Source organism: Burkholderia stagnalis, assembly GCF_902830275.1.
Lineage (GTDB): Bacteria > Pseudomonadota > Gammaproteobacteria > Burkholderiales > Burkholderiaceae > Burkholderia > Burkholderia stagnalis.
Map to the genome: position 1 here is coordinate 1 of NZ_CADESW010000040.1, position 23,183 is coordinate 23,183.

Annotated in this window: 12 protein-coding genes and 1 pseudogene; 1 reads left to right on the forward strand and 12 read right to left on the reverse strand. The window is 69.9% G+C overall.

Annotated features, from left to right (window positions below; translation table 11 throughout):
* The 3 genes and pseudogenes from HWY45_RS35280 to HWY45_RS35290 all read right to left on the reverse strand — a co-directional run.
* A pseudogene (locus HWY45_RS35280) lies at positions 1-290 on the reverse strand (efflux transporter periplasmic adaptor subunit); the annotation flags it as partial.
* 173 nt (positions 291-463) lie between these two features.
* Positions 464-1,687 carry an MFS transporter gene (locus tag HWY45_RS35285; RefSeq protein WP_059565717.1) on the reverse strand — a complete coding sequence of 408 codons (1,224 nt, stop codon included), beginning with the start codon at positions 1,685-1,687 and terminating at the stop codon, positions 464-466.
* A gap of 207 nt (positions 1,688-1,894) precedes the next feature.
* Positions 1,895-2,479, reverse strand: a complete 585-nt coding sequence (locus HWY45_RS35290) for a TetR/AcrR family transcriptional regulator (protein WP_059810366.1) — start codon at positions 2,477-2,479, stop codon at positions 1,895-1,897.
* A gap of 189 nt (positions 2,480-2,668) precedes the next feature.
* Between HWY45_RS35290 and HWY45_RS35295 the strand changes: the two genes are divergently transcribed.
* The gene (locus HWY45_RS35295; RefSeq protein WP_059884821.1) at positions 2,669-3,610 is read left to right on the forward strand and encodes a LysR family transcriptional regulator; all 942 of its coding nucleotides are present in this window, start codon (positions 2,669-2,671) and stop codon (positions 3,608-3,610) included.
* 24 nt (positions 3,611-3,634) lie between these two features.
* On the opposite strand, the gene HWY45_RS35300 is transcribed toward HWY45_RS35295, so the two are convergent.
* The 9 genes from HWY45_RS35300 to HWY45_RS35340 all read right to left on the reverse strand — a co-directional run bounded on the left by HWY45_RS35300 (position 3,635) and on the right by HWY45_RS35340 (position 22,967).
* The gene (locus HWY45_RS35300; RefSeq protein ID WP_059565714.1) at positions 3,635-4,081 is read right to left on the reverse strand and encodes a PaaI family thioesterase; all 447 of its coding nucleotides are present in this window, start codon (positions 4,079-4,081) and stop codon (positions 3,635-3,637) included.
* A 190-nt stretch (positions 4,082-4,271) separates the two neighbouring features.
* Complete coding sequence (gene acnA, locus HWY45_RS35305) at positions 4,272-6,908, reverse strand: aconitate hydratase AcnA (protein ID WP_059884819.1); 2,637 nt, start codon at positions 6,906-6,908, stop codon at positions 4,272-4,274.
* A 24-nt stretch (positions 6,909-6,932) separates the two neighbouring features.
* Positions 6,933-7,526, reverse strand: coding sequence for a nitroreductase family protein (locus tag HWY45_RS35310; protein WP_059884823.1), 594 nt, complete (start codon positions 7,524-7,526; stop codon positions 6,933-6,935).
* Positions 7,527-7,605: 79 nt separating this feature from the next.
* Complete coding sequence (locus tag HWY45_RS35315; RefSeq protein ID WP_060333206.1) at positions 7,606-8,364, reverse strand: hypothetical protein; 759 nt, start codon at positions 8,362-8,364, stop codon at positions 7,606-7,608.
* Positions 8,333-16,807, reverse strand: coding sequence for a type I polyketide synthase (locus HWY45_RS35320; RefSeq protein WP_059884814.1), 8,475 nt, complete (start codon positions 16,805-16,807; stop codon positions 8,333-8,335). The genes HWY45_RS35315 and HWY45_RS35320 overlap by 32 nt, the downstream gene beginning before the upstream one ends.
* A gap of 28 nt (positions 16,808-16,835) precedes the next feature.
* Positions 16,836-18,131, reverse strand: coding sequence for a hypothetical protein (locus tag HWY45_RS35325; protein ID WP_059884812.1), 1,296 nt, complete (start codon positions 18,129-18,131; stop codon positions 16,836-16,838).
* 97 nt (positions 18,132-18,228) lie between these two features.
* Entirely contained in the window at positions 18,229-20,076 is a 1,848-nt protein-coding gene (gene asnB / locus HWY45_RS35330; protein ID WP_059565708.1) for an asparagine synthase (glutamine-hydrolyzing), read from the reverse strand.
* A gap of 1 nt (position 20,077) precedes the next feature.
* A complete protein-coding gene (gene cimA, locus HWY45_RS35335) occupies positions 20,078-21,787 on the reverse strand; it encodes a citramalate synthase (RefSeq protein WP_059884810.1) in 1,710 nt (569 codons plus the stop codon).
* Positions 21,788-21,809: 22 nt separating this feature from the next.
* Complete coding sequence (locus tag HWY45_RS35340; protein ID WP_059565706.1) at positions 21,810-22,967, reverse strand: amidohydrolase family protein; 1,158 nt, start codon at positions 22,965-22,967, stop codon at positions 21,810-21,812.
* Between the last annotated feature and the right edge of the window lie 216 nt (positions 22,968-23,183).

The following is a 23,183-nucleotide window of genomic DNA, read 5'->3' on the forward strand; positions in this document are numbered from 1 at the left end:
TCGCCCTTCTTCACGAGCGCGCCGTCCTTGAAGTTGACCGACACGATCGTGCCCGACACCTGCGGGCGCACGTCGACCTTCTCGATCGCTTCGAGACGGCCGGAATAGCTTTGCCAGTCGGTCACGGTCTGCGGCACGACGGTGGCGACGTCGACTTCGGGCAGCGGCGCCGCCTTGGCCGGCACGCTCGCCCTGCCCCGCATGGCGCCCGACAGCGAGAGGCCGATCGCGACGGCGATGGCCGTCACGACCCCCGCCACGCGTGTACGGTGGGTAGAAAAGATATTCATCGAACTGGATTCCTGACGATGCCTGTCTGCACTTTCCCGCAGGCATACGCGGGCGCGCCGGACCGGCGGACGATGCAGCGTCGGTGGCGACGCGTGCGTGCGCGGCCGGGCGCCGCGCACCGGCGCCTATCGGCAGCCGTGCCCGCGCACCCGGCCCTCGAACACCGCAGCCGTCACCCGTCGACGAGTTCGCGAGGCGCGGCCGCCGGCACCGCTTTGCGGCGCGCGGTGACGAGCACGATGCCCAGCGACGCCGCTTCGAACGCGGCGCCGATCCAGCCGAGCGCGCCGACGCCCTGCGTGCCGAGCACGTATCCACCCAACCCGGAGCCCAACGAAAATCCGATGTACATGAACGACGCGTTCAGCGACAGCGTCACCGGTGCGACGTTCACGCCGCCGATGCCGATCAGCCGCGACTGCTGCGGCGCGATGAAGCCCCAGACCGACGCGCCCCAGCAGATCACCGCGACGATCACCGGCACGACCGCGATTGCGGGTGGCGCGTAGGCATGAATCAACGACAGCGTGATGAATGCCGCGGTCAGCACGCTCAGCATGATCACGATCACGCGATGCGCGCCGAGCCTGTCGGTCAGGCGGCCGCCGAGAATCATCCCCGTCACGGCCGACACGCCCCACGCGAACAGCACGATGCTGAGCGGCACGCCGTGCGCGCCGAGCGTTTCGACGATATAGGCCGCGATGTACGTATAGACGACGTACGCGCCCGTCGCCCACAACATCGTCGACAACAGTGCCGTCAGCACGGCCGGCCTGCGCCCGACGTTGAGCCGCTGCGTCAGCGTCGCCGTCGGCAGCCCCTTGCCGAAGCCTTTCGGCAAGCCGAACTTCAGGCCGATCGTCGCGATCGCGCCGAGCACGGCCACGCTCGCGAATGTCGAGCGCCAGCTGCCGAAGCTCGCGATGATCGAACCGAGCGGCACGCCGAGCGCGATTGCGACACTCGATCCGCCGTTCACGATCGCGAGCGCGCGGCCGCGCTGTTCGGGCGCGACGAGCGATCCGGCCACGGCATTCGCGTTCGGCAAGAAGAGGCCCGCGGTGAACGCGAGCAGGATGCGCGCGGCCATCAGTTGTGCGAACGTCGTCGAATGCCACGCGACCACGTTCGCGACGGCGAACGCCGCGAGACTGACGATCAGCAACGTGCGGCGATTGAGGTTGCCGGTCAGCGTCGTCAGGATCGGCGAGCTGATCGCATAAGCAAACGCGAACACGCTCACCAGCAGCCCGGCGGCGCTGACGCTCCGGCCGAGATCGGCGGAGATGCTCGGCAGCAGCGGCGCGATCATGAACCCTTCCGTCGACAGGCAAAACGCGCCGAGCGCCAGCCAGTACAGCGGCCGTTTTGATTCGATTCGTACTGTTTCCATTACCCCTCTCCAGGTCGAAAAAGCCTCTTGAGCCGCCGCATCCCGGCCTTCGCGACGAGCGGCTTCACGAATTCTTCACAATCAGTAGTGCAAAGCGTGACGCTCCGGCGCGATCGTCCGGATGTTTTTTCTTATCGCGGCACAGTTCGGGCGGCCGTCGGCCGCCCGGTGCAAGCTATCCGGACCGGGGCGCGCGCCCCGCGCCCGTTACCGCGCGACGCGCATGGCGTCTCCCGCCACCGTGTCGAGCCATGCGTCGATCTGCTCGACTTCGCGCTGGATGAACCGCTCGTCGGCATACGCATTCGCCAGCACGGCCACACCCTGCGTTCGCGACAGCAGATGCATCGCCAACATATCGGCGGCGTCGCAGCCCAGCGCGTCGAACTGTGCGCTCAACCATGCACGGAACAGCGACAGCAGCTCGTTCGCGCGGTCGTGCGCATCGTGATTCAGCTTCCCGAGCTCCGTGCACAGCGTGCCGATCGGGCAGCCGGAACGCATGATCTTGCTGCGGTTCGTGACGAGCATCTGCGAGAAGCGCTTGAGGCGATCGAGCGGCGCCGACCATTCGATGTCCCACTCGTCCAGCATGGCCTGCACATTCGCGAGCCGCGCGTCGATCACGGCGTCGAGGATCTCGTCCTTGGTCTTGAAGTGATGATAGAAATTGCCGCGCGAGATCTGCACCGCGCCGGCAATATCGGAAAAGGACGTGTGCTGGTAGCCCTGCTGGTAGAACAGCTGGTCGGCGGAAGCAACGATGAGATCGCGAGTCGATTCGGCTTTCATGGAAAGTCCTGCCCTGTGGCCAGGCCCGGTGCGGAACGCCTTGCACGGTCACCTGGGTCGCCTCCAAATTGCGAGGCACGATTAGGATGTTCGTCCTACAATATCTTCATACTAAGACGCGCGTCCTAATTCGTCAAGAAGAGCCCGGCGGCGGCCACGGACGACCAACCGAGAGACAGGGGCAGTTCAATGGATTATCTGCAGTCGATACGCGTATTCGTCCGGATCGCCGAACTCGGCAGTTATTCGCGGGCCGCGCGCGCGTTGCGGATTTCGAATTCGCTCGCGACGCGGCTCGTGATGTCGCTCGAAAGCCATCTGGACGCCCGCCTGTTCCAGCGGAGCACGCGCCGCCTGTCGCTGACCGAGCAGGGGCAGGCGTATCTGGAATGCGTGAGCCGGATCCTCGCGGATCTCGAACGGGCCGAGCGGCTGGTCGCCGCGCATACGCGGGAGCCGGCCGGCACGCTGCGCATTGCCGCGCACCCGATGTTCAGCCTGCACGGATTTTCGGCGGCGCTGAGCGCGTATGCGCAGCGCTATCCGCGGGTGACGCTCGACCTGACGCTGACGGATCGCCCCGTCAACCTGATCGAGGAACGATTCGACGTCGGCGTGCTGATGGGCCGCCAGGTGACGGGCGACAGCATCGTCAAGCGGTGGCTGATGAGGACGCGCATGATGGTCTGCGCCGCGCCCGCCTATCTGAAGAAGCACGGCGCGCCCGCGCATCCGGAGGATCTGGCCGGGCACGCGTGGCTGCACCTGCCGCTCGAACGGTATGGCGAGCAGCTGGAGCTGCTCGGCCCGGACGGGCCCGTGCAGGTGAATCCGACGAACGTCGCGCTGGCGAACAACTCGAGCATGCTGCGCCAGCTTGCCGTGCTCGGCATGGGCATCGCGCTGCTGCCGTGTCATATGGTCGACGACGACCTGCGCGAAGGCCGGCTGGTGCGTTTGCTGGCCGACTACCACCTGCCGCCGGCCGACATTCATGTCGCGTATCCGTCGCGCACGCACCTGCCGTCGAAAGTGCGGACCTTCGCCGACCATCTCGTCGAATCGGCGGGCGCGGCGCTGGACACGCGGATCGCCGATCCGGATTTCGCGCCGGTGAGGACGGCCGCGTAACGCATGCGCGGCCGGGGCGGCACGCTAGCGCGCGGCGTCCGTGCGCCGGATGAGACAGGTCGCGGACGCCAGCGCGACCTTCTTGCCGTCCGGCGTGGTCAGCACGCCCTCGGCGATGCCGAGGCTTTTCGACAGGTGCGCCACGCGCCCCTCCACGATCAGGTCGACGGACAGCGGCACCGGCCGCAGCATCTTCACGCTGAGGTCGACCGTCGCGTAACCGGCGTGCGCGTCGAGCATCGTATGGACGGCGCAGCCCGTCACCGAGTCGAGCACGGTCGCCGCGAATCCGCCATGCACGGCGCCTTGCGAGTTCAGGTGCCGCTCGTCCGCGCGCGCGATCATCTTCACGTAGCCGGGCTCGATGGTTTCCGCGCGCATCGGCATCGTGCTCCACATCGTCGCGGCGGGTACGTCGCCCGCTGCCGCGGCGCGCAGGAATTCCAGCCCGGACATCGGCGTGTCAGCCATGTTTGCCACTCCTCGTTGATCGGCCGAGCCGGACGACCGAAGCGATGCCGAACGGCATGGGCCGCGCGGGCTGCGACGCGCGCCGGCCTCGCGCGTCGCACGGCCGCCCGGACGGCCTTCGTTGCCGACGCGGGCGATCGGGCGGCCCGTCCACGGCATTTTTCATATTAGAGGCGCGCGTTCAGCAGCGTCAACGCGCGCGCTTCATCGTGCCCGCGAAGATCGCGCGCAGCACGCCGCCTTCGCGCACGTAACGCCATTCGGCCAGCGTATCGATGCGCAGCGTGCCGGCCACGCGCGCGACCTCGCGCCCGTTGCGCCGGACGGTGACCGTGGCCGGCGGGCGCGGCGCTCGCGCGTGCGGATCGAAATCGATGTCGATGCATTCGGAACCGTCCCATGCAAGCGCATCGAGTGCGTTCGGCGCGCCCACTTCGATCGGCAGCACGCCCATCAGCGCCAGGTTGCTGCGATGGATGCGCTCGAAGCCGGCCGCGACGACCGCCGCGACGCCCAGCAGCGACGTGCCCTTCGCGGCCCAGTCGCGCGCGCTTCCCGAGCCGTACAGCGCGCCCGCGACGATCACGCTCGGCACGCCGTCGTCGCGGTTTTCCATCGCGACGTCGAACAGGCTGCGCGTCGCGCCGTCGCGCGCCGAACGGGCGACGGGGCCCGCGTCGAGCCCGCCCACCCGGTTGCGAAGATGCGGATTCGCGAACGTGCCGCGCATCATCACGTGATGGTTGCAGCGGCGCGCGCCATAGGTATTGAACGCGTCGTCGGGAACCTGCCGCGCGCGCAGGTAGCGGGCCGCCTCGCTGTCGGCCGCGATCGCGCCGACCGGGCTGATATGGTCGGTCGTGACGCCATCCCCGAGCACGGCGAGCACGCGCGCGCGGCGCACGGGCCCGAACGGCCGCGCGTCGCGCGCCGGCGGGTCGAAGAACGGCGGTTCGACGAAATAGCCCGAGGTGTCGCGCCATTCGAACAGCGGCGACGCCGGCGCATCGATGCGCGACCAGCCGGTGCTGTCGCCGCCCTCGCCCGTTGCGTCGTCATACAGGCCGGCGTACGCGCGCTCGTCGACCACCGCATCGACGAGCGCGTCGATGTCCGCTTTGTCGGGCCACACGTCGGCCAGGAAGACCGGCGCACCGGCTGCATCGACCCCGAGCGGCGCCGCATCGAGATCGCGCGCGACCGTGCCCGCCAGCGCGTAGGCCACGACGAGCGCGGGGCTCGCGAGATAGTTGGCCTTGATCGCGCGGTGAATGCGACCCTCGAAGTTGCGGTTGCCGGACAGCACTGCGGCCACCGACAGGCCGCGCGCGCGTACCGCCGCTTCGACGCCGTCGGCGAGCGCGCCCGTATTGCCGACGCACGACGCGCACCCGTACGCGGCGACGAAGAAGCCGAGCCGCTGCAGCGGTTCGAGCAGTCCCGCGCGCTCAAGATAGCGCGTCACCGCGCGCGAGCCTGGCGCCAGCACCGTCTTCACGTGACCGGGCGGGCGCAAGCCGCGCGCGGCGGCCCGCTTCGCCAGCAGCCCGGCCGCCAGCATCGCCGCCGGGTTGGCCGTGTTGGTGCACGACGTGATCGCGGCGAGCACGACGGCGCCGTCGCCGAGCCCGTCCGGCGCACCGGAATGCGCCGCGCCGCCGTTCGCGACGCTCGCTGGAAGCTGCGCGACGGCGAGCGTCTGGTGCGGCCGCGCAGGCCCCGCGAGCGTCGGCTCGACGGCCGACAGGTCGATCGACAGCACCGACGTGTAGTCGTGGTCCGCCGCATCCGGAATCCCGAACAGGCCCTGCGCGGCGTAGTACGCGCGGATCGTGTCGATCGCGTCGCGCGATCGGCCCGTTTGCGCCAGATAGGCGAGCGTGGTGTCGTCGATGCCGAAAAAGGCCGTCGTCGCGCCGTATTCGGGCGCCATGTTGGCGATCGTCGCGCGATCCGGCAGCGACAGGCCCCGCGCACCGGGCCCGACGAATTCGAGAAACTTGCCGACCACACCGGCTTCGCGCAGCGCGCGGGTCAGGTGAAGCGCGACGTCGGTGGCCAGCACGCGGCCACGGGGCGCGCCCGTCAGGTGCACGGCGACGACCTCCGGCGCGCTCTGGTGGAGCGGCTCCCCGAGCAGCGCGATTTCCGCTTCGAGCCCGCCGACGCCCCAGCCCAGCACGCCGAGCGCGTTGATCATCGTCGTGTGCGAATCCGTGCCGACCACCGTGTCGGGAAACAGCCAGCCGTCGCGCCGCGCGACCACGCCGGCCAGGAACTCGAGATTGATCTGGTGGACGATGCCGTTGCCGGGCGGAATGACCCGCACGCCCTGAAACGCGCGCGCGGCCCATTTGACGAACTGGAAGCGTTCCGCGTTGAGCCGGTATTCCGCCGCGAGATTCGTGTCGTGTGCGGCCGCATCGCCATACGCGTCGACGACGACCGAATGATCGACGACGAGATCGACGGGCAGCGTCGGTTGAACGGCCTGCGCATGCACGCCTGCCCGAACGGCGGCCGAACGCATCGCCGCGAGATCGCACAGCAGCGGAATGCCCGATGCATCCTGCAGCAGCACGCGCGAGACCCAGACCGGGATGTCCCGGCCGTCGCCGGCGCGCCAGTCGAGCAGCGCCTGCGCGTGCTCCGTCGCCGCGTGCGCGCCGTCGGCGCGGCGCAGCGCGGCCTCGAGCAGGATCCGGATCGACGGCGGGAAACGCGCGACGCGCGGATGGGCGCGCGCGACCGCCGGCAGCGACACGATGCGCGCGGTCGTGCCGTCCGGCAGCGGGAAGGTGCGATGAAAGTCGGTGAAGTTCGCCATGATGCGTGGTTGGTGTATAGCGCGCTAGGCAGCGGCCTGCCCCGCCGCTGCTGCCGGCGTCCAGACGCTCAGCACGCTGTCGAGCGCCGGGCGGCTGCGCTCGGCGACGTCCTCGGCCGGCTGGCCGACGTGGACGAACCCGACCGTCTGCTCGTGCGCCGCGAGCCCGAGGATCGCCGCGACTTCCGCGTCGTACGCGGCCCAGCCGGTCAGCCACTGCGCGCCGAGGCCGACGGCCGACGCGGCGAGCAGCAGGTTGTACGCGACGCAGCCCGCGCTCAGTTGCTGCTCGACGACCGGCACCTTGTGGTCCGGATCCACGCGCGCGATCACCGCGATCACCAGCGGCGCGAACGTATAGCGCAGCCGCTCCTTCTCCTGCTGCGTCTCCGACAAGCTCGCGCGTTGCGACGCGCGCGCGGCGAGCCGCTCCCCGAAGCGCAGCTTCGCGTCGCCTTCGAGCAGGATCAGCCGGAACGGTTCGAGCTTGCCGTGGTCCGGCACGCGAATCGCGGCCTCCAGCAAGCGGTTCAGCGTCGCGCGGTCGGGCGGCGCGCCGCCCAGCTGGCGCGTCGGCGTGGAGCGGCGTTTCAGCAGCAACGCGAGGGGATCGGTCATCGACACAGTGGGTCTCCTTGGGTTCGGTTCGCTGGCTCACCGATGTGCCGGCGTGCCGCTCGGAAATACGTGCGCACCGCTACGATTCCCCGTAGTACGACGCATCGAGATAGTCGCCGAGGTGCGCGCGCAGGCGCTCGCGGAACAGCACCATGTTGTCCCACGGCTGCATGTATGCGGTCCATTCGTCGATCCGGTCTCCGGCGTCGAGATGCGCGATGCTGACGATCTCGAGCGGCAGCTGTTTCGACGTGAACGCCCGCAAAAAATGCGCGCCGTTGCGCAACGCGGGGCCGTAGTCGCATTCGCCGTACACCGCGCTCGCGTAGCCGAGCACATGGGACACCGCATCCACGCCGCGCACCGGCTTGACGAACGCCGGGCCGTGAAACGCCACGTCGTCGCTCAGCGGGAACGGCAGCCGCCGCTGCACGGGCGCGGCGGCGTCGCGCGGCACGGTGTCGTGTGCATCGACGTCGCGCGGCAGGGCCGTCACGCGTTCGAACCGCGCCCGCCACGGAGCGACGAACGGCAGCGGCCGCACCGCGATGCGCAGCTCGGCGATCTCGCCCGCCGCGTTCGTCAGCGCCAGCGTCACGCCGTCGATCGCGCGCTCGGCGGGGCCGCACCGCCAGGCGGCGGCGATCCCGGCGTCGCCGTCGAACCGCAGGTGCACGTCGAGCTCGGCGTCGAGCGTATCCGCCAGTTCGTGCAGGCAGCGCAGCGCGGCGTCCGCGCCGACGACCGGCTCGCGACGGAACGGGTGCGCGACCCGCACGTCGTGCGCGAGGCGGCGCGCGTCCGCGTCAAGCGCGGTCAGAAACAACGGTGGCGACATCGTTTTCCTCCTGATTCGGCGACACTTCGATTCCCGGCGCGGGCGCGGCCGTCGCGCCCCCGTCGAGCGTGGCGAGGAATTCGGCGACCTGCGGGCCGAACAGCGCGACGTTCTCGCGATCGAACATCGCGATGTGTTCGGCGAAGCACGAGAACGGCGTCAACTGCGGCGCGGCGGCGAGCTCGATGCGGACGTCCAGCTCGCGCACCGGGGCCGCGAAGTGCCGCTCCCAGCCGCGCGAGAACGCGTTGCCCGCGATGTTGATCGAGAACGCCTGCGCCGACAGCGTCACGTCCCCCTGTATCTCGCCCATCGTCATCCGGTAGAAGCGCCGGATCGTGAACAGCGTCTCCAGCGCCTCGACCACTTCGCCGCTCGGGTCCGGCAACATCAGTCCGCGCCCGTTCTCCGCGAGCTGATCGAGGAACCACTTCGCGGCCTCCGCCACGCCGGCGCGCTCGATGCTCACCGGCGCGGCCACATGCGGCAGCACCAGCCGCGCGAGATGCAGCACGTCGCCCGTGCTTGCCAGCCGGATGTCCGTGCCGAACACGGTGACGAGACGCTCGATCGCGTGCATGCCGGCAAGCGTCGCGTCGGCCGGATCGCGGTCCATCGCGCCGCGTGCTTCGACGAACTTCGCGAGCCGCACGCCGGTTTGCCGGTAGACGTCGAACATCAGCACGCCGAGCACCCGTTCGCCCTGGCGCTCCAGCAGCGCCGCGACCTCGAACGCGAGCCGACCGCCGGCCGACCAGCCGCCGAGCAGGTACGGCCCGTGCGGCTGCTGGCTGCGCAGCGTCTCGACCAGCAGCGCGACATACTCCTGCAGCGTTTCGCCGCCGAGCACCTTGTTCAGCATCACGAGCGGCCGGTCGCCGAGGTATTGCCGCAGCGGCAGGTACGACCACGCGTAGCCGCCCATCCCGTGGACCAGCACGAGCGGCGTCTTCGATGCGTTGCCGGGCAGCGAGACCACGTTCGACGCGCGGCCGGCGCTGCCGTCGGCGGCTGGCGGCGTGCTGGCGCTGGGGGTGCCGGTGCCGTCCGTGCGCGCCGGGTCCGCCTGTGCATTACCCGCCTGCCCCGACAGCAGCGGCGCGACGTCGCGCAGCAACTGCTCCGCCATCGCCGCGACGCTCGGGTGATTGAGCGTGAACGTGTTCGGCAGCCGCTTGCCGCCGGTCGCCGCGCCGAGCTTGAGCCGCAGTTCGACCGTCATCAGCGAATCGAGGCCGAGATCGACGATCGCGCGATCGTCCGGCACGTCCTCGGCCGACGCGCCCGACACGGCCGCGACCGCGTCGCGGACGAAATCCCGCAGCGCCGCCAGCCGTTCGCCGGCGTCCGTCCTCGCCAGCCGCTGCACGAGATCCGTCGCGGCCGGCGCGCTTTTCGCGGCGGGCGCGTCGTGCGTCGTCGTCGGCACCACGACCTGCGGCGCGTCCGTCTGCGCGTCGATGAGCCCGTCGAGCACCTGCAGGCCGATCTGCGGATCGATCGTCAGGCGCTCCTTCGCGAGCTTCGCGCGCACCGCGAGGCCGATCTGCGCCCACGGGCCCCAGTCGATCGCGAGCGCGGGCAAGCCGAGCGCGCGCCGGTGGTGCGCGAAGCCGTCGAGGAACGCGTTCGCAGCCGCGTAGTTCGCCTGCCCGCCGAGGCCGACGAGCGCCGAGTTGGACGAGAACAGCACGAAGAAATCCAGCGCGTCGGCCTGCGTTTCGCGATGCAGATGCCACGCGCCCGCAACCTTCGGCCCGAACACTTCCTCGAAGCCGTGCCACGTCTGCTGCGCCAGCGCGCGGTCGGCGACGAGGCCCGCGCAATGCAGCACGCCTGCCAGCGGCGGCATCGTGCGGCGCGTTTCGGCGAATACGCGCGCGACGTCGTCAGCGTTCGAGATGTCCGCCTGCTGCACGAGCACCCGCGCGCCCTGCGCGTCCATCCATTGCAGCACCGGTTCGGCTTCCGCGGTCACGCCGCGCCGGCCGACCAGCACGAGCGCGCGCGCGCCGCGTTCCACGAGCCGCCGCGCGGCCGCGAGGCCGAGCCCGCCGAGGCCGCCGGTCACCACATAGGTCGCGTCGGCCCGCACGCGGTTCTCGGGCGCGGCCGGGCCGGCCTGGAAGCGCACGAGCCGCGGCGTATGGCGCGCGCCGTCGCGCACGGCGATTTCGGGCATCGCGCCATCGGCGTCTGCCGCCGGTGCGTCGCGAAGCTCGTCCGCGAGCCAGTCGACCTGCGCGTCGGCCGGCTTGCGCGGGTCGAGGTCGATCAGGCGGGTTTCGCATTCGGGATGCTCGCGCCGCACGACGCGCGCGAAGCCCCACAGCGGCGCCTGGTCGAGCGCCACGTCAGACGCCTGGGCCGGCTGCGCGCCGCGCGTGACGAACGACAGGCGCACCGTCGCGCCGCTCGCGTCCGCGTGCCGCAGCGCGCCTTGAACCGCATCCAGCGCGGTGCGGCTGTTCGACGCGAGTGCGCGGCGCCAGTCGGCGTCGTGCGCATCCGTCTCGTCATCGGCCGGCCACGCGAAAACGACATCGGTCACGGGCGCGCGCTCGGCCGCCTGTCGCGCGATCCGCTCGAATTCGTCCGCGCCGCCTTCGTTCACGACGATGCGGGGAACGTCGCCGGCCGTGTCGTGCCCGGCGTCGGTGACGAGCGTGCAAAGGTCGCCCGCGCTCGCAAGGCGTGACGCCAGCCCGCTCGCGAGCCGGCCGCGCGCGACGACCAGCCAGTGGCGGCCGCCGGGCGCTGCGGCGCGCGCGGCGAGCCGCACCGCGGCGGCCGGGCGCCATTCCTGCCGCCAGACCCAGCGCGCCCAATCGGCCGATGCGCCGATCAGCGTTTCCGGACGCACCGTGCGCTTGACGTAGCCGTCGATCTCGATCAGCACGCGCCCGTCGGCGTCGAAGAAGCGGATGTCCGACGTGATGTGCGGCCCCTGCTGCTCGCGAATCCGCGCATGACACAGCACGCGCTTGCCCGGCGACGCGAAGAACGTGATGCGCTCGAAACCGACCGGCACCGACAGCGTGGACATTTCGCGCTGCGCGACGCCACTCAACTGGAAGCCGCAGTCGAGCATCGCCGGATGAATCAGGTACGCGCCCTGCTCGCGGCTTCTCGCGTCGTCGAGTTCGATCTCGGCGAACGCTTCGTCGTCGCCGCGCCGGATCTCGCGCATGCCCTGGAACGCCGCGCCGATCTGCAGGCCGAGCGCGTGCACCTTCGCGTACTGGTCGGCGGGTTCGACGCGCGTGTCGCAGCGTTTGCGCAGCGACGTCACGTCGATACTGCCCGGCGACGCGTCGACACGTCGCACGTCGAGCCGCACGTGCTCGATCGGCGCGGCGTCGCCGTCGGCCCCGCGCGGCGTGCCGCTGAAGATGCGCACCTGCAGCGCGTCGTCGCCGTCCGGCAGCGCGTGAACGTGCAGCCGGCGGGCGTCGCCGTCGCCGATCACGAGCGCCGCCGCGAGGCCCACGTCGGTCAGCCGGAACGCGCCGTCGCCCCATTGCTCGCGTGCGGCCGCCAGCGCCGTTTCGACGAAGCCCGCGCCCGGGAACACGACCCGGCCGAACACGAGATGCTCGCCGATGAACGCCGGCAGCCGCGACAGCGTCTGTTCGAATGCGCCGACGATGCCGAGCGGCCGGCCGAGCAGCGGATGCCGGCCCGGCGCCGCCGGCGTAGCGTCCGCGCGCGGTTCGTCGTCGACCCAGTAGCGCTTGCGCTGGAACGGATAGGCGGGCAGCGGCACGCGCCGCCGCGGTTCGCCGCGATGGAACGCGTGCCAGTCGACGCGCGCGCCATGCGCGTGCGCCGCGCCGACGCTGTCGGTCAACTGCTCCATGCTGCCGCGCCCCTTGTGAACGGACGGCAGCCACACGCCCGGCGCGTCGCCGACGATGTCGCGCGCGATCCCGAGCAGCGTCGGGCGCGGCCCGACCTCGATCACGATCTCGCTGCGCGTGTCGAGCAGCGTCTCGATCCCCTGCGCGAAACGCACGGTATCGCGGATATGGCGCCGCCAGTAGCGCGGCGAGCACAGGTCGTCCGCGGAGGCGACCGCGCCCGTCACGTTCGAGATGACCGCGATCCGCGGCGGCTGGAACCGCACGCGCGACGCGACTGCCTCGAACGGGTCGAGGATCGGGTCCATCAGCGCCGAATGCGCGGCGCCGGACACCTGCAGGCGCGTGCATTTCACGCCCACGGCGTCGAGCGCGGCCTGCGCGCCGCCGATCCCTTCGCGGGTACCCGAGATCACGATGCTTTCGGGGCCGTTGATCGCGGCGATCGCCAGGTCGTCCGGCCAGTCGCGCACCACGGCCTCGGCGCGCGCGAGATCCGCAACGATCGCGAGCATTTCGCCCTTGCGCGGCACCGACTGCATCAGCAGGCCGCGCGTGGCGACGAGCCGCAGCCCGTCCTCGAGATCGAACACGCCGGCCACGCACGCGGCCACCAGTTCGCCGAGGCTGTGGCCGATCACGACGTCGGGCTCGATGCCCCACGAGCGCCACAGTTCGGTCATCGCATACTCGAACGCGAACAGCGACGGCTGCAGATAGGCAAGCTCGTCGATCAGCGCGGCGTCGACGCCTTCGCCGAACATCACGGCCTTCAGCGGCACGTCGAGGACGTCCGCGAGGATGCGTTCGCACCGGTCGATCGCGTCGCGGAAAACCGGCTCGGCGTCGTACAGGTCGCGCCCCATCCCCGCGTATTGCGCGCCGCTGCCCGTATACAAAAACGCGATCTTCGGCGTGGCGCCCGCGCGCAGCCGCGCGACGTGCAGCCCGGCGGGTTCGCCGCCGTCGACGAACGCGCGCAGCGTCGCGGCAAGCTCGGCCGGCGTCGCGCCGACGGCCGACAGCCGGTGCGGCAGGTGCGGGCGCGCCGTCGCGGCGGTGAAGCACGCGTCCGCGAGCTGTGCGGGGTCGAGTGGCGCGAGATGCGCGGCATGGCGCTGCGCGAGATCGCGCAGCGCACCGTCGCTCGCGCCGGACAGCACGAGCAGGTGCCGCGCGCGGGCGCTTGCTTGCGCCGCGCCGGGCGCTTCGCCCGCCCGCTCGTCCGGCGCCGCGGCGTGCGCCTCTTCGAGCACGACGTGCGCGTTGGTCCCGCTGTAGCCGAACGAGCTGACGCCCGCGACCCGCGCGGCCGCCGCTTGCCACGGCTCGGCCTGCCGCTGCACGACGATCGGCAGTTCGGCGAAGCGGATGTTCGGGTTCGGTTCCTGCAGGTGCAGCGTCGGCACGAGCGTGCGCCGATGCAGGCACAGCGCTGCCTTGATCAGCCCGGCGATGCCGGCCGCCGCCTCGAGATGCCCGATGTTCGACTTGACCGAGCCGATCGCGAGCGGCGCGTCGCGCGGGCCGTCCGACGCGAACACCGCGCCGAGCGCCTCGACCTCGATCGGATCGCCGAGCGCGGTGCCGGTGCCGTGCGCTTCCACATAGCCGACGTCGCGCGGCCGCAGCCCCGCGCTGCGCAGCGCGGCGCGCACCACGTCGCGCTGCGCGAGCCCGTTCGGCGCCGTCAGCCCGTTGGTCCGGCCGTCCTGGTTCACCGCGCTGCCGCGGATCACCGCGTAGATGCGATCGCCGTCGCGCACCGCGCGCTCGAGCGGCTTGAGCAGCACCACGCCGACGCCTTCCGCCCGCACGTAGCCGTTCGCGCGCGCGTCGAACGGCTTGCATTTGCCGTCCGGCGAGAAGAACGTGCCGTGGCTCAGCGAGATCGTCCGTTCGGGCGTGAGGATCAGGTTCACGCCGGCCGCGAGCGCGACGTCGCATTCGCCGTCGGCGAGCGCGCGGCACGCGTGATGCACGGCGACGAGCGACGACGAGCACGCCGTATCGACCGACACGCTCGGGCCGTGCAGGTCGAACGTGTACGACAGCCGCCCCGACGCGACGGCCGGGCTCGCGCCCGTCGACACGAACGGGCTCGAATCGTGGGTACGCGCGAGCGTGATCCGCCCGTAGTCGGACTGCGAGATCCCGACGAACACGCCGGCCGCGCTGCCGGCCAGCGCATCGGGCGCGATGCCGGCGTCCTCGATCGCCGCCCACGCGGCCTCCAGCAGCAGCCGGTGCTGCGGATCGGTGTCGCTCGCGGCCCGCTCCGACAGGCCGAACAGCTCGCGGTCGAACTGGTCGACACCGTCCACGAAGCCGCCCCAGCGGCTGTTGGTCTTGCCGGGCGCGCCGGGCTCCGGGTCGTAGACGGCATCGGCGTCCCAGCGCGCGGCCGGCACTTCGGTGACGGCGTCGATGCCGTCGGCGAGCAGCCGCCAGTACGCGTCGAGCCCTTCGCCGCCGGGGAAGCGGATGCTCATCCCGACGATCGCGACCGGCCCCGCGGCGCCGGCCCTGGCGCCTTCGGCCAGCGGCGCCGCGTCGTGCGCGTCGCCGCCCGTCAGATGGCGCACGAGCGCATCGACGCTCGGATGGTCGTACAGCACGGTCGGCGACAGCGTCCGGCCGAGGTGCTCGCCGAGCTCGGCCGCGATACGCACGACGCCGAGCGAATCCAGCCCGTATTCGGCGAACGGCCGATCGCCGATCTCGTCTTCGGGCAGGTTCGTGCATTCGGCGAGCGCGCGCCGCAGATACGCGCGCAGATCGGCGCCCGCGCGCGCGGCCGATGCCGTGTTGCTTGCGGCGGCGCGGCGGCCGGCCCGCGCGACCACGTCGAGTTCGCCGCCCGCATAGCGCGCCGCGCACAGCGTGCGCTGCAGCTTGCCGGTGCCGGTGCGCGGCAGCGATCCGGGCGCGACGAACACGACGTCGTGAATCCGCAGCCCGTGCCGGCGGCTGACCAGGTCGCGCATCGCCGCCGCCGCGTCGTCCGGGTCGCGAAACGTCGACGGCTCGACTTCCGCTGCAACGACCAGCATCTCCTCGCCGGCGACCGAATGCGCGAATGCCGCCGCGCGCCCGACGCCCGCGTGCGCGCCGCCCTGCTCGGCATCCTGTTCGATGTCCTGCGGGAAATGGTTCGCGCCGCGGATGATGATCAGTTCCTTCAGCCGGCCGACGAGAAACAGTTCGCCGCGATGCGCGACGCCGAGATCGCCGGTTCTCAGGTACACGGCCGGATCGCCGTCGAGCGTCGCGTGGAACGTCGCCGCGCTCTCGTCGGGCCGGTTCAGGTAGCCGCGCGCCACGTCGGCGCCCGCCAGCCACACTTCGCCGACCTGCCCGTCGCGACACGGGCCCAGCGTCGCCGGATCGACGATCCGGATCGTCCGGCCCGCGTGTTCCAGCGGCCCGTAGCCGAGCAGTTCGACGCCCGCGCGCGCATCGTCGCGCCCGTCGGCCAGCTCGACCGCGCGGCCCTGCCCCAGCTCGCGCGCGTCGAACCGGCATACGAGCGGAAACCGCCCGGCCGGCGCTTCCGTGACCCGCATCGTCACTTCCGAGATGCCGTAGCACGGCTGCAGCGCATCGGCGCTGAAGCCGGCCGGCGCGGCTGCTTCAGCGAAACGCCGCAGCGTGTCGGCGCGCACCGTTTCGCCCGAGCTGTACGCATTGCGCCAGCAGTCGAGGCGCAGCGCGCGCCACTGCTCCGGCTTCACGCGCTGCACGCACAGGTCGTAGGCGAAGTTCGGGCCGCCCGAATGCGTCGCGCGGAAATGCGAGATCGCGCGCAGCCAGCGCACCGGCTGCTCGACGTACAGATGGGTCGCGAGATGCACGGCCGGAAAGCCGATGCATACGGGCAGGCACGCGCCATACATGAGCCCGGCCGCATGCGACGTCGGCGACCACGTGACGAGCACGCTGTCGCTCGTCAGCTGCGAGCCTTCGGATGCGCGCAGGCTGTTCGCGATGAAGTTCGCGTGCGTCAGCTCGACGCCTTTCGCGGTGCCGGTCGAACCGGACGTGTACTGCAGGCACGCGACTGTGTCGCCGGTCAGCGCGGGCGCCTGCCAGCGATCGGCAACACTGCGCTCGACGCGATCCACGGCGATGCGCGGCAGGTCGCGCAGCACCGGCACGGGCGCGAACAGCGCCGCAAGCTGCGCATCGGCGGCGTCCGTCGTCAGCAGGCAATGCGGCTGCGCGTCCGCCGCGACGCCCTCGATGCGGCGCAGCGCGGCGTCGCTGCGCGCGCGCTCGGGGAGCGCGAGCGGCACGGCGATCGCGCCCGCATAGACGCAGCCCCAGAACGCCGCGATGAAGTCGAGGCCGGACGGAAACACGAGCAGCACCGGCCGGCCCGCCGCGCCCTGCTCGACGAGCCGCGCGGCGATCGCGCGCGCGCGGGTGTCGAGCTCGCCGTAGGAAAGCGGCTCGGCGGCATTCAGGTCGTCGCCGTCGACGAACGCGAACGCGCGGCGCTCGCGCTGGTGTTCGGCGCGCCAGCGCAGCGCGGCGACGAGATCGGAAAACTCGCTGGTCTTGAGGGATGCGGCGATCTGCATGAGAAGGACTCCCGTTGCGGTTCAGGCGTCAGGCGCCGCGCTGCGCAGGCTGCCGATACTCGCGCGCCTCGGCGTCCTGCGGGCGATACGCGCTCAGCCCGAAGTAATTGCGGAACAGCCGGTCGAGCGAGCGATACGTGCCGTCACGCGTCGAAAACACCGCCTGGATTTCCTGCGGCGCGTCCAGCTCCGCGAGTTCGCGCCGCAGCGCGTCCCACACGTGCGCGAACGCGTCGACGAAAATGCGCTGGAACCACGGCACCCCCGCCTCGGTGCCGACCAGGAACCAGCTGATCGACTGCGTCAGCTCGCGCACGCTCTGCCGCACCGCGAAATCGAGCTCGCCCGGCGCGCGCATCGTCGACACGTGGCGAATGCTGTTCACGTCGACGATCCCGCCGTCCAGCACGAGGTTCTGCGCCATCAGGCAGTTGCCGCGGCCGAAGTGTGCGGGATCGGTCGGAATCCAGCCGAGCGCGAGAAACTCGGCGGTCAGGCGAATCCAGCGCTCGATCGCCGTATCGGGATCGGTCAGCTCGCGCAGCGCCGCATGACGCTTGTCGTACGGCACTTCCACGCCCACGTCGCCGCCGCGCACGTGCATCGCGCGCATCGGATACGCCGGGTAGTGGTACACGTACGCGCCGAGCTCGTCACGGATCATCGCCTCGACGAGGATCGCCGTGCGCGGCGACAGCAGCGGGCGCAGCACGTCGAGCGCCTGCTCGCGCACGGCCTCCGGCCAGCGATACACGAACAGCGGCGTCGGAATCCGCGCGAGCCGGCCGAAGCGGCGGTAATAGGCGGTCTGCAATTGCAGCGCGCAGCGCGCCTCGTCGTCGGCATCCCACAGCGGGTGGACGCCCGGCGGCTTGCCCTCGCTGATCGGGAAGCGTTCGAGCTGGTTCATCAGCGACAGATCCTCGAGCACGGGGCGCGCCTGGCCGCCGATCGTCCAGCTGAACACGTTCCACATCTCGCCCATGCGCTTGGCGATGCTCGCGAAGTTTTCCGACACGGGCTCGGTGCCCTTGATCGCGATGAAGCCGCGGCCGTCCGACACGCTCGTCAGCTTGCCGAGATCGAGATAGAACGCCCGGACGTGGCGGTCCGGACGCGACACCGGGCCGTAATCGCCGAACGCCCATTGCTTCTGCACCGGCAGCTCGCCGTCCAGCAGCCCGTAGACGTCGCCGAGCGCCGGTTCGGTTTTCGCCAATGCATCGTAGATTTCCTGCGACTGCTCGCGAAGCGACCAGACCGGTTCGACGGAAGCCAGCTTCAGCCCGGTCTCGTCTTTCAGAAGTTCGTCCTTGATACGCACCTTGTCTGCCCCTATTGAAGGTGCCGCCCGGCGTCGGGCGGCTACGTACGGTTATCGCCGTGCCCGCGCGCCGCCGCACGGGCACGGCGTCGCTGCGTCATACGAGCGATACGCGGTACTCCGACATCCACAGATCGATCTGATACAGATACGCGAGGAACTGCGCGTCCTTCGCATACATGCCGAACCAGTGACGGTCCCGTGCTTCGTCGTCCGGCGACGCGAGCACGCGTTCCAGTTCGGCCATGTCGAGCAGCGGCCGCAGCGGCGACGACGGCTGCCGCAGGCGCTCGACCAGCAGCGCGCGCACCTGATGCAGGTAACGCGGGTTGTGCGTGGTCGGGAACGGGCTCTTCGGACGCCAGATCACGTCGTCGGGCAGGATGCCCTGCATCGCATGGCGCAGCAGCCCCTTCTCGCGGTCGCCGGCGTTCTTCATGCTCCACGGCACGTTCCACAGATACTCGACGATCCGGTGATCGCAGAACGGCACGCGCACCTCGAGCCCTTCGGCCATGCTCGCGCGATCCTTGCGGTCGAGCATCATCGGCAGCCAGCGCGTGAAATTGATGTAGAACATCTGGCGGCGGCGCGCCTCGCCGGGCGACTCGCCGGGCAGCGGCGGACATTCCGCGACGGTCTGCCGGTAATGCCGTGCGACGAGCGCGCCGGGATCGATCCGGTCGCGGATCGCCGGCGCGAGCAGCCGCTGGCGGCCGTCGACCAGCCGGACCCACGGAAACCGCTCCACCTCGTAGTCGCTCGCCTGGTGATACCAGCGATAGCCGCCGAAGATCTCGTCGGCGGTCTCGCCCGACAGCACGACGGTCGAGTGCTTCTTGATCTCGCGGCAAAAGAGCTGCAGCGACGCATCGACTTCCCACATGCCGGGCAGGTCGCGCGAGCGCATCGCGTCGCCGAGATGGGAGATCAGGTCCGACGTGTCGAGCATCACGCGATGGTGGCGCGTGTGCAGATGCGCGGTGACTTTCTCGACCCACGGCGCGTCCTCGTCCGGCACGTAGTCGGTCGGCTTGAAGTGCGCGCTGTTGTCGACGAAGTCGATCGAATAGGTGTCGAGCGCGCCGGCGCCCGCCTCCTTGAACGAGCCCGCGGCGATCGCGGTGATCGAGCTCGAATCGAGCCCGCCCGACACCATCGTGCCGATCGGCACGTCGGACACGAGCTGCTTCGTCACCGCATCGACGACGAGCTCGCGCACGCGCTCGACGGTGCGGTCGAAGCCGTCTTCATGCGGGCGGCTTTCGAGCCGCCAGTACGGCCAGGACTCGATCCCGTTCACGTTGCAGGTCAGGCACCAGCCCGGCTTCAGCTCCTCGATCTGGCGGAACACGCCGGCGCCCGGCGTGCGCGCCGGCCCCAGGAACAGCAGCTCCTGGAACGCGTCGAGCGTGACCTCGCGCGACACCCGCGGGTTCGCGAGGATCGCCTTCATTTCGGAGCCGAACACGAGCCCGCTGTCCAGCCGCGCGAAGAAGAGCGGCTTGACGCCGACCCGGTCGCGCGCGAGGAACAGGCGCCGGTCGGTCTCGTCCCACACCGCGAACGCGAAGATGCCGTTCAGCCGGTCGAGGCATGCCGGGCCCCATTCGATATACGCGTGCAGCAGCACTTCCGTATCGCAGCGCGTCTCGAAGCGGCAGCCGCGCGCTTCAAGCTCGCGACGCAGTTCCGGCGTGTTGTAGAGCTCGCCGTTGTACGTGATCGCGAACGTGCGCTGCCGTGCGTTGCGCACCATCGGCTGCGCGCCGTTCGCCGGATCGATGATCGACAGCCGGCGATGGCCGAGCGCGGCGCGCGCGGTCACCCATTCCCCCGATCCGTCGGGGCCGCGATGCACGAGCGAGGCCGTCATCGCACGCAGCGTCGGCACGTGTTCGCGCAGGTCGTGTTGCCAGTCCACCCAGCCTGTGATGCCGCACATGCTACCTCCCGTTGTCTGCGAGCGCGGATTGCCGCGCGTCGAGCGCGTCGGGCACGAACGTGCCGATATCGCCGACGCACAACCGATATTCGAGCGCCTCCAGCGTCGCGTTCACGGTCGCGTTCGCGACGCTCGAATTGACCGCGGCCATCTTCCACGTGCGCACGCCGTCGGTGAACTCCAGGACGACGCGCACGCGTTGCGGCCGGTCGTTGATTGCGCGAATCCTGAAGTCGACCAGCCGCGTGCCCGCCAGCTCCGGGAAGAATTCGCCGCAGCGCGACACGAGCCGCTCGACGAGATGGCTGAGCGACGCGCTCGCGGCCGACAGCGAGAACTGCACGCGTTCGCCGACGAGCGCATCGTCGCCGCTCACCGCGAAATCGAAGTCGCCGTCGAACTCGATCAGGCTCGCGTCGGGCGCGCCGCCCGGCAGCGGCAACGCTGCGCGGCCGCCGGCCGGCTCCGCGACGATGCGGCTCGCGATGGGAAACGCTTCGTCGACCGACCGCACCGACAGGCGGTTCACCTGGATGCGCGGGCTCGTCTTCCCGACGTGCCGCAGCAGCATCAGCACGAGCGACTCCTCGGACGAGTTGAACTCGAACCCCGCGTGCTCGAGCTCCTTGACCAGGCGCACGAGCCCGTCGACGTCGGCGTCGGCGAACAGGTGATCGAGCCGGTGCTTGCGCAGGAAGTTGTTCAGGTTGCTCTTGCCCGACACTTCCGACACGACGATGTCGCTGCGATTGCCGACCAGCGCGGGGTCGATGTGTTCGTAGGTGCGGCGATGCTTCAGGTAGCCGTCGACGTGAACGCCGCCCTTGTGCGTGAACGCGAGCGAGCCGACATACGGGTGGAACGTCGGCCGCTCGGCCTGCAGCAGTTCGGCCACTTCCTGCGACAGGCGCGTGAGCTGCTGCAGCTTGCCGGGCTCGAGGATCGGATAGCCGAGCTTGAGCTGGAGATTCGGAATGACCGTGCAGAGATCGGCCATGCCGCAGCGCTCCGAGTAGCCGTTCACCGTGCCCTCGACGATCTTCACGCCGTTCTGCACGGCGGCGATCGTGTTCGCGACGCCGCAGCCCGTGTCGTTGTGGCAGTGCACCGCGAATTCGATGTCGAACGAACGCGTGACCGTCGACACGATCGACGCGACTTCGTGCGGAAAGCACCCGCCGTTCGTGTCGGCCAGGTCGATCCAGTCGACGCCGGCCTGCACGGCGGTTTCGATCAGCTTCAGCGCGCCGGCCGGATTCTCCTTGTACGCATCGAAGAAATGCTCGAAGCCGAAGCTCACTTCCTCCATGTGCTGCTTCAGGAACCGGATCGAGTCGAACACCGACTCGAGGTTCTCCTCCGGCGAGATGCCGAGCACTTCGCTGACGTGCAGATCCCAGCCCTTGCCGAAGATGTGCCCGTGCGGAATGCCCGTGCGCACGAGCGCCTTCAGGCTCGCGTCGTCCTCGGCCCTGACCGACGCGCGCTTCGTGCGCCCGAAGGCAACGACCTTGATCTTCCTGAGCGACAAGGCCTTGAGTTCCTGGAAGAAGCGCGTGTCTTTCTCGTTCGAGCCGGGCCACCCGCCCTCGGTGTACGTGAAGCCCATGTCGTCGAGGAGTTCCGTGATCCGCAGCTTGTCCCGAACCGAGAACGAGACGCCCGACGCCTGGGCGCCCTCCCTTAACGTGCAGTCGTAGATCTTGATCATGCTGCCCCCGGGTTGGTCGACCTCAGTCTTTCAGGATGCCGTAGAAGCGGCCGGCGTTCTCGTAGGTGATCTTGCGCACGACGTCGTCCGGCAGCACGCTGAACTGCTCCGCGAACACCTTCTGCGACTCCGGCCACGTGCCGTCCGAGTGCGGATAGTCGGAACCCCACATCAGCGTCTCGACGCCCAGATCCTCGACCAGCTTGAAGCCGATGCGGTCGGTCTGGAAGCACGCCTTGCACTGGCGCCGCCAGTATTCGCTCGGCAGCATCTTCAGTTCGAGATCCTGGAAGCGGCCCTTGAACTCGTGGTCCATCCGCTCGATCACGTACGGCAGCCAGCCGATGCCGCTCTCGCCGAGCACGACGCGCAGGTTCGGATGACGCTCGAGCACGCCCGAGCCGATCAGCGCGGCGAGCGGATGCACGAGGCTCATCTGGAAGCCCGTCACGCTCGTGAAGAACGCGGCGCGCTTCGCCTGGCCCTCGACGTCGATTTCCTCGAGCGTGAGCGGCAGCGAGCGGAAGCAATGGATGTGAAGCGGCAGCCCCGACTCGGCGATCGTGCGCCACAGCGGTTCCCAGCTCGGATGCCAGAGCGGGCGCGTTTCGCGGCTCATCGCGAGGTTCACGCCGACGATGCCCGAGCGGCGGAATTCCGCCACGCGCCGGACTTCCTCCACCGCGGCGTCGACACTCGAATCGTTCAACGCGGCGAGGCCGTACAGGCGGCCGTTCGAGCCTTTGCAGAAATCGACGAGCCAGTCGTTGTAGATGCGGCACATCTCGATCGCGGCTTCCGGATCCTCCATGCGCATCAGCGTTTCGGCGGCGAGGCCGTACACGACGTCCGCGTCCACGCCGTCGAGGTCCATGTCCTCCTGACGCAGCACCGGGTCGCTCACGCGGCGCCGGCCGTTCGCCGCGTCGCGATAGAGCCCGGTCGCGGCCATGATGTCGATCTTCGCGTTGCTGCCCGGCACGTACTTCTGGCCATACGGACCGAAGCCGCACACATAGCCGAGCCACGTGTTCTTCTTGTTCGTCCAGTACGGATCCTCCGCCTCGACCACGAACGGCATCCGCTCCTTCAGGCTCGGCACGGCGTTCTTCGTGAACAGATCCGACGGCAGCCAATGCAGGTCGATATGCGAATCGGCTGAAATTCTTTGAAAGGCCATGGTAGTTCGTCCTATTCTGTGTTTCAGGTTAAGGGCTCACAACGTCATTGCAATTTCATGTCAGACATTCGACTCGTGAAATCATTTTCAAGAAACGCGATTAATACTCCGCCGAGGTCGATTTGAAATCGACCCTGTAAATACATGCTCTGCTTTCTCGATCCGAAATCGCGGCGATCGGCCTTGCAATTGCATGGTCGATGCGCCGGACGTCGC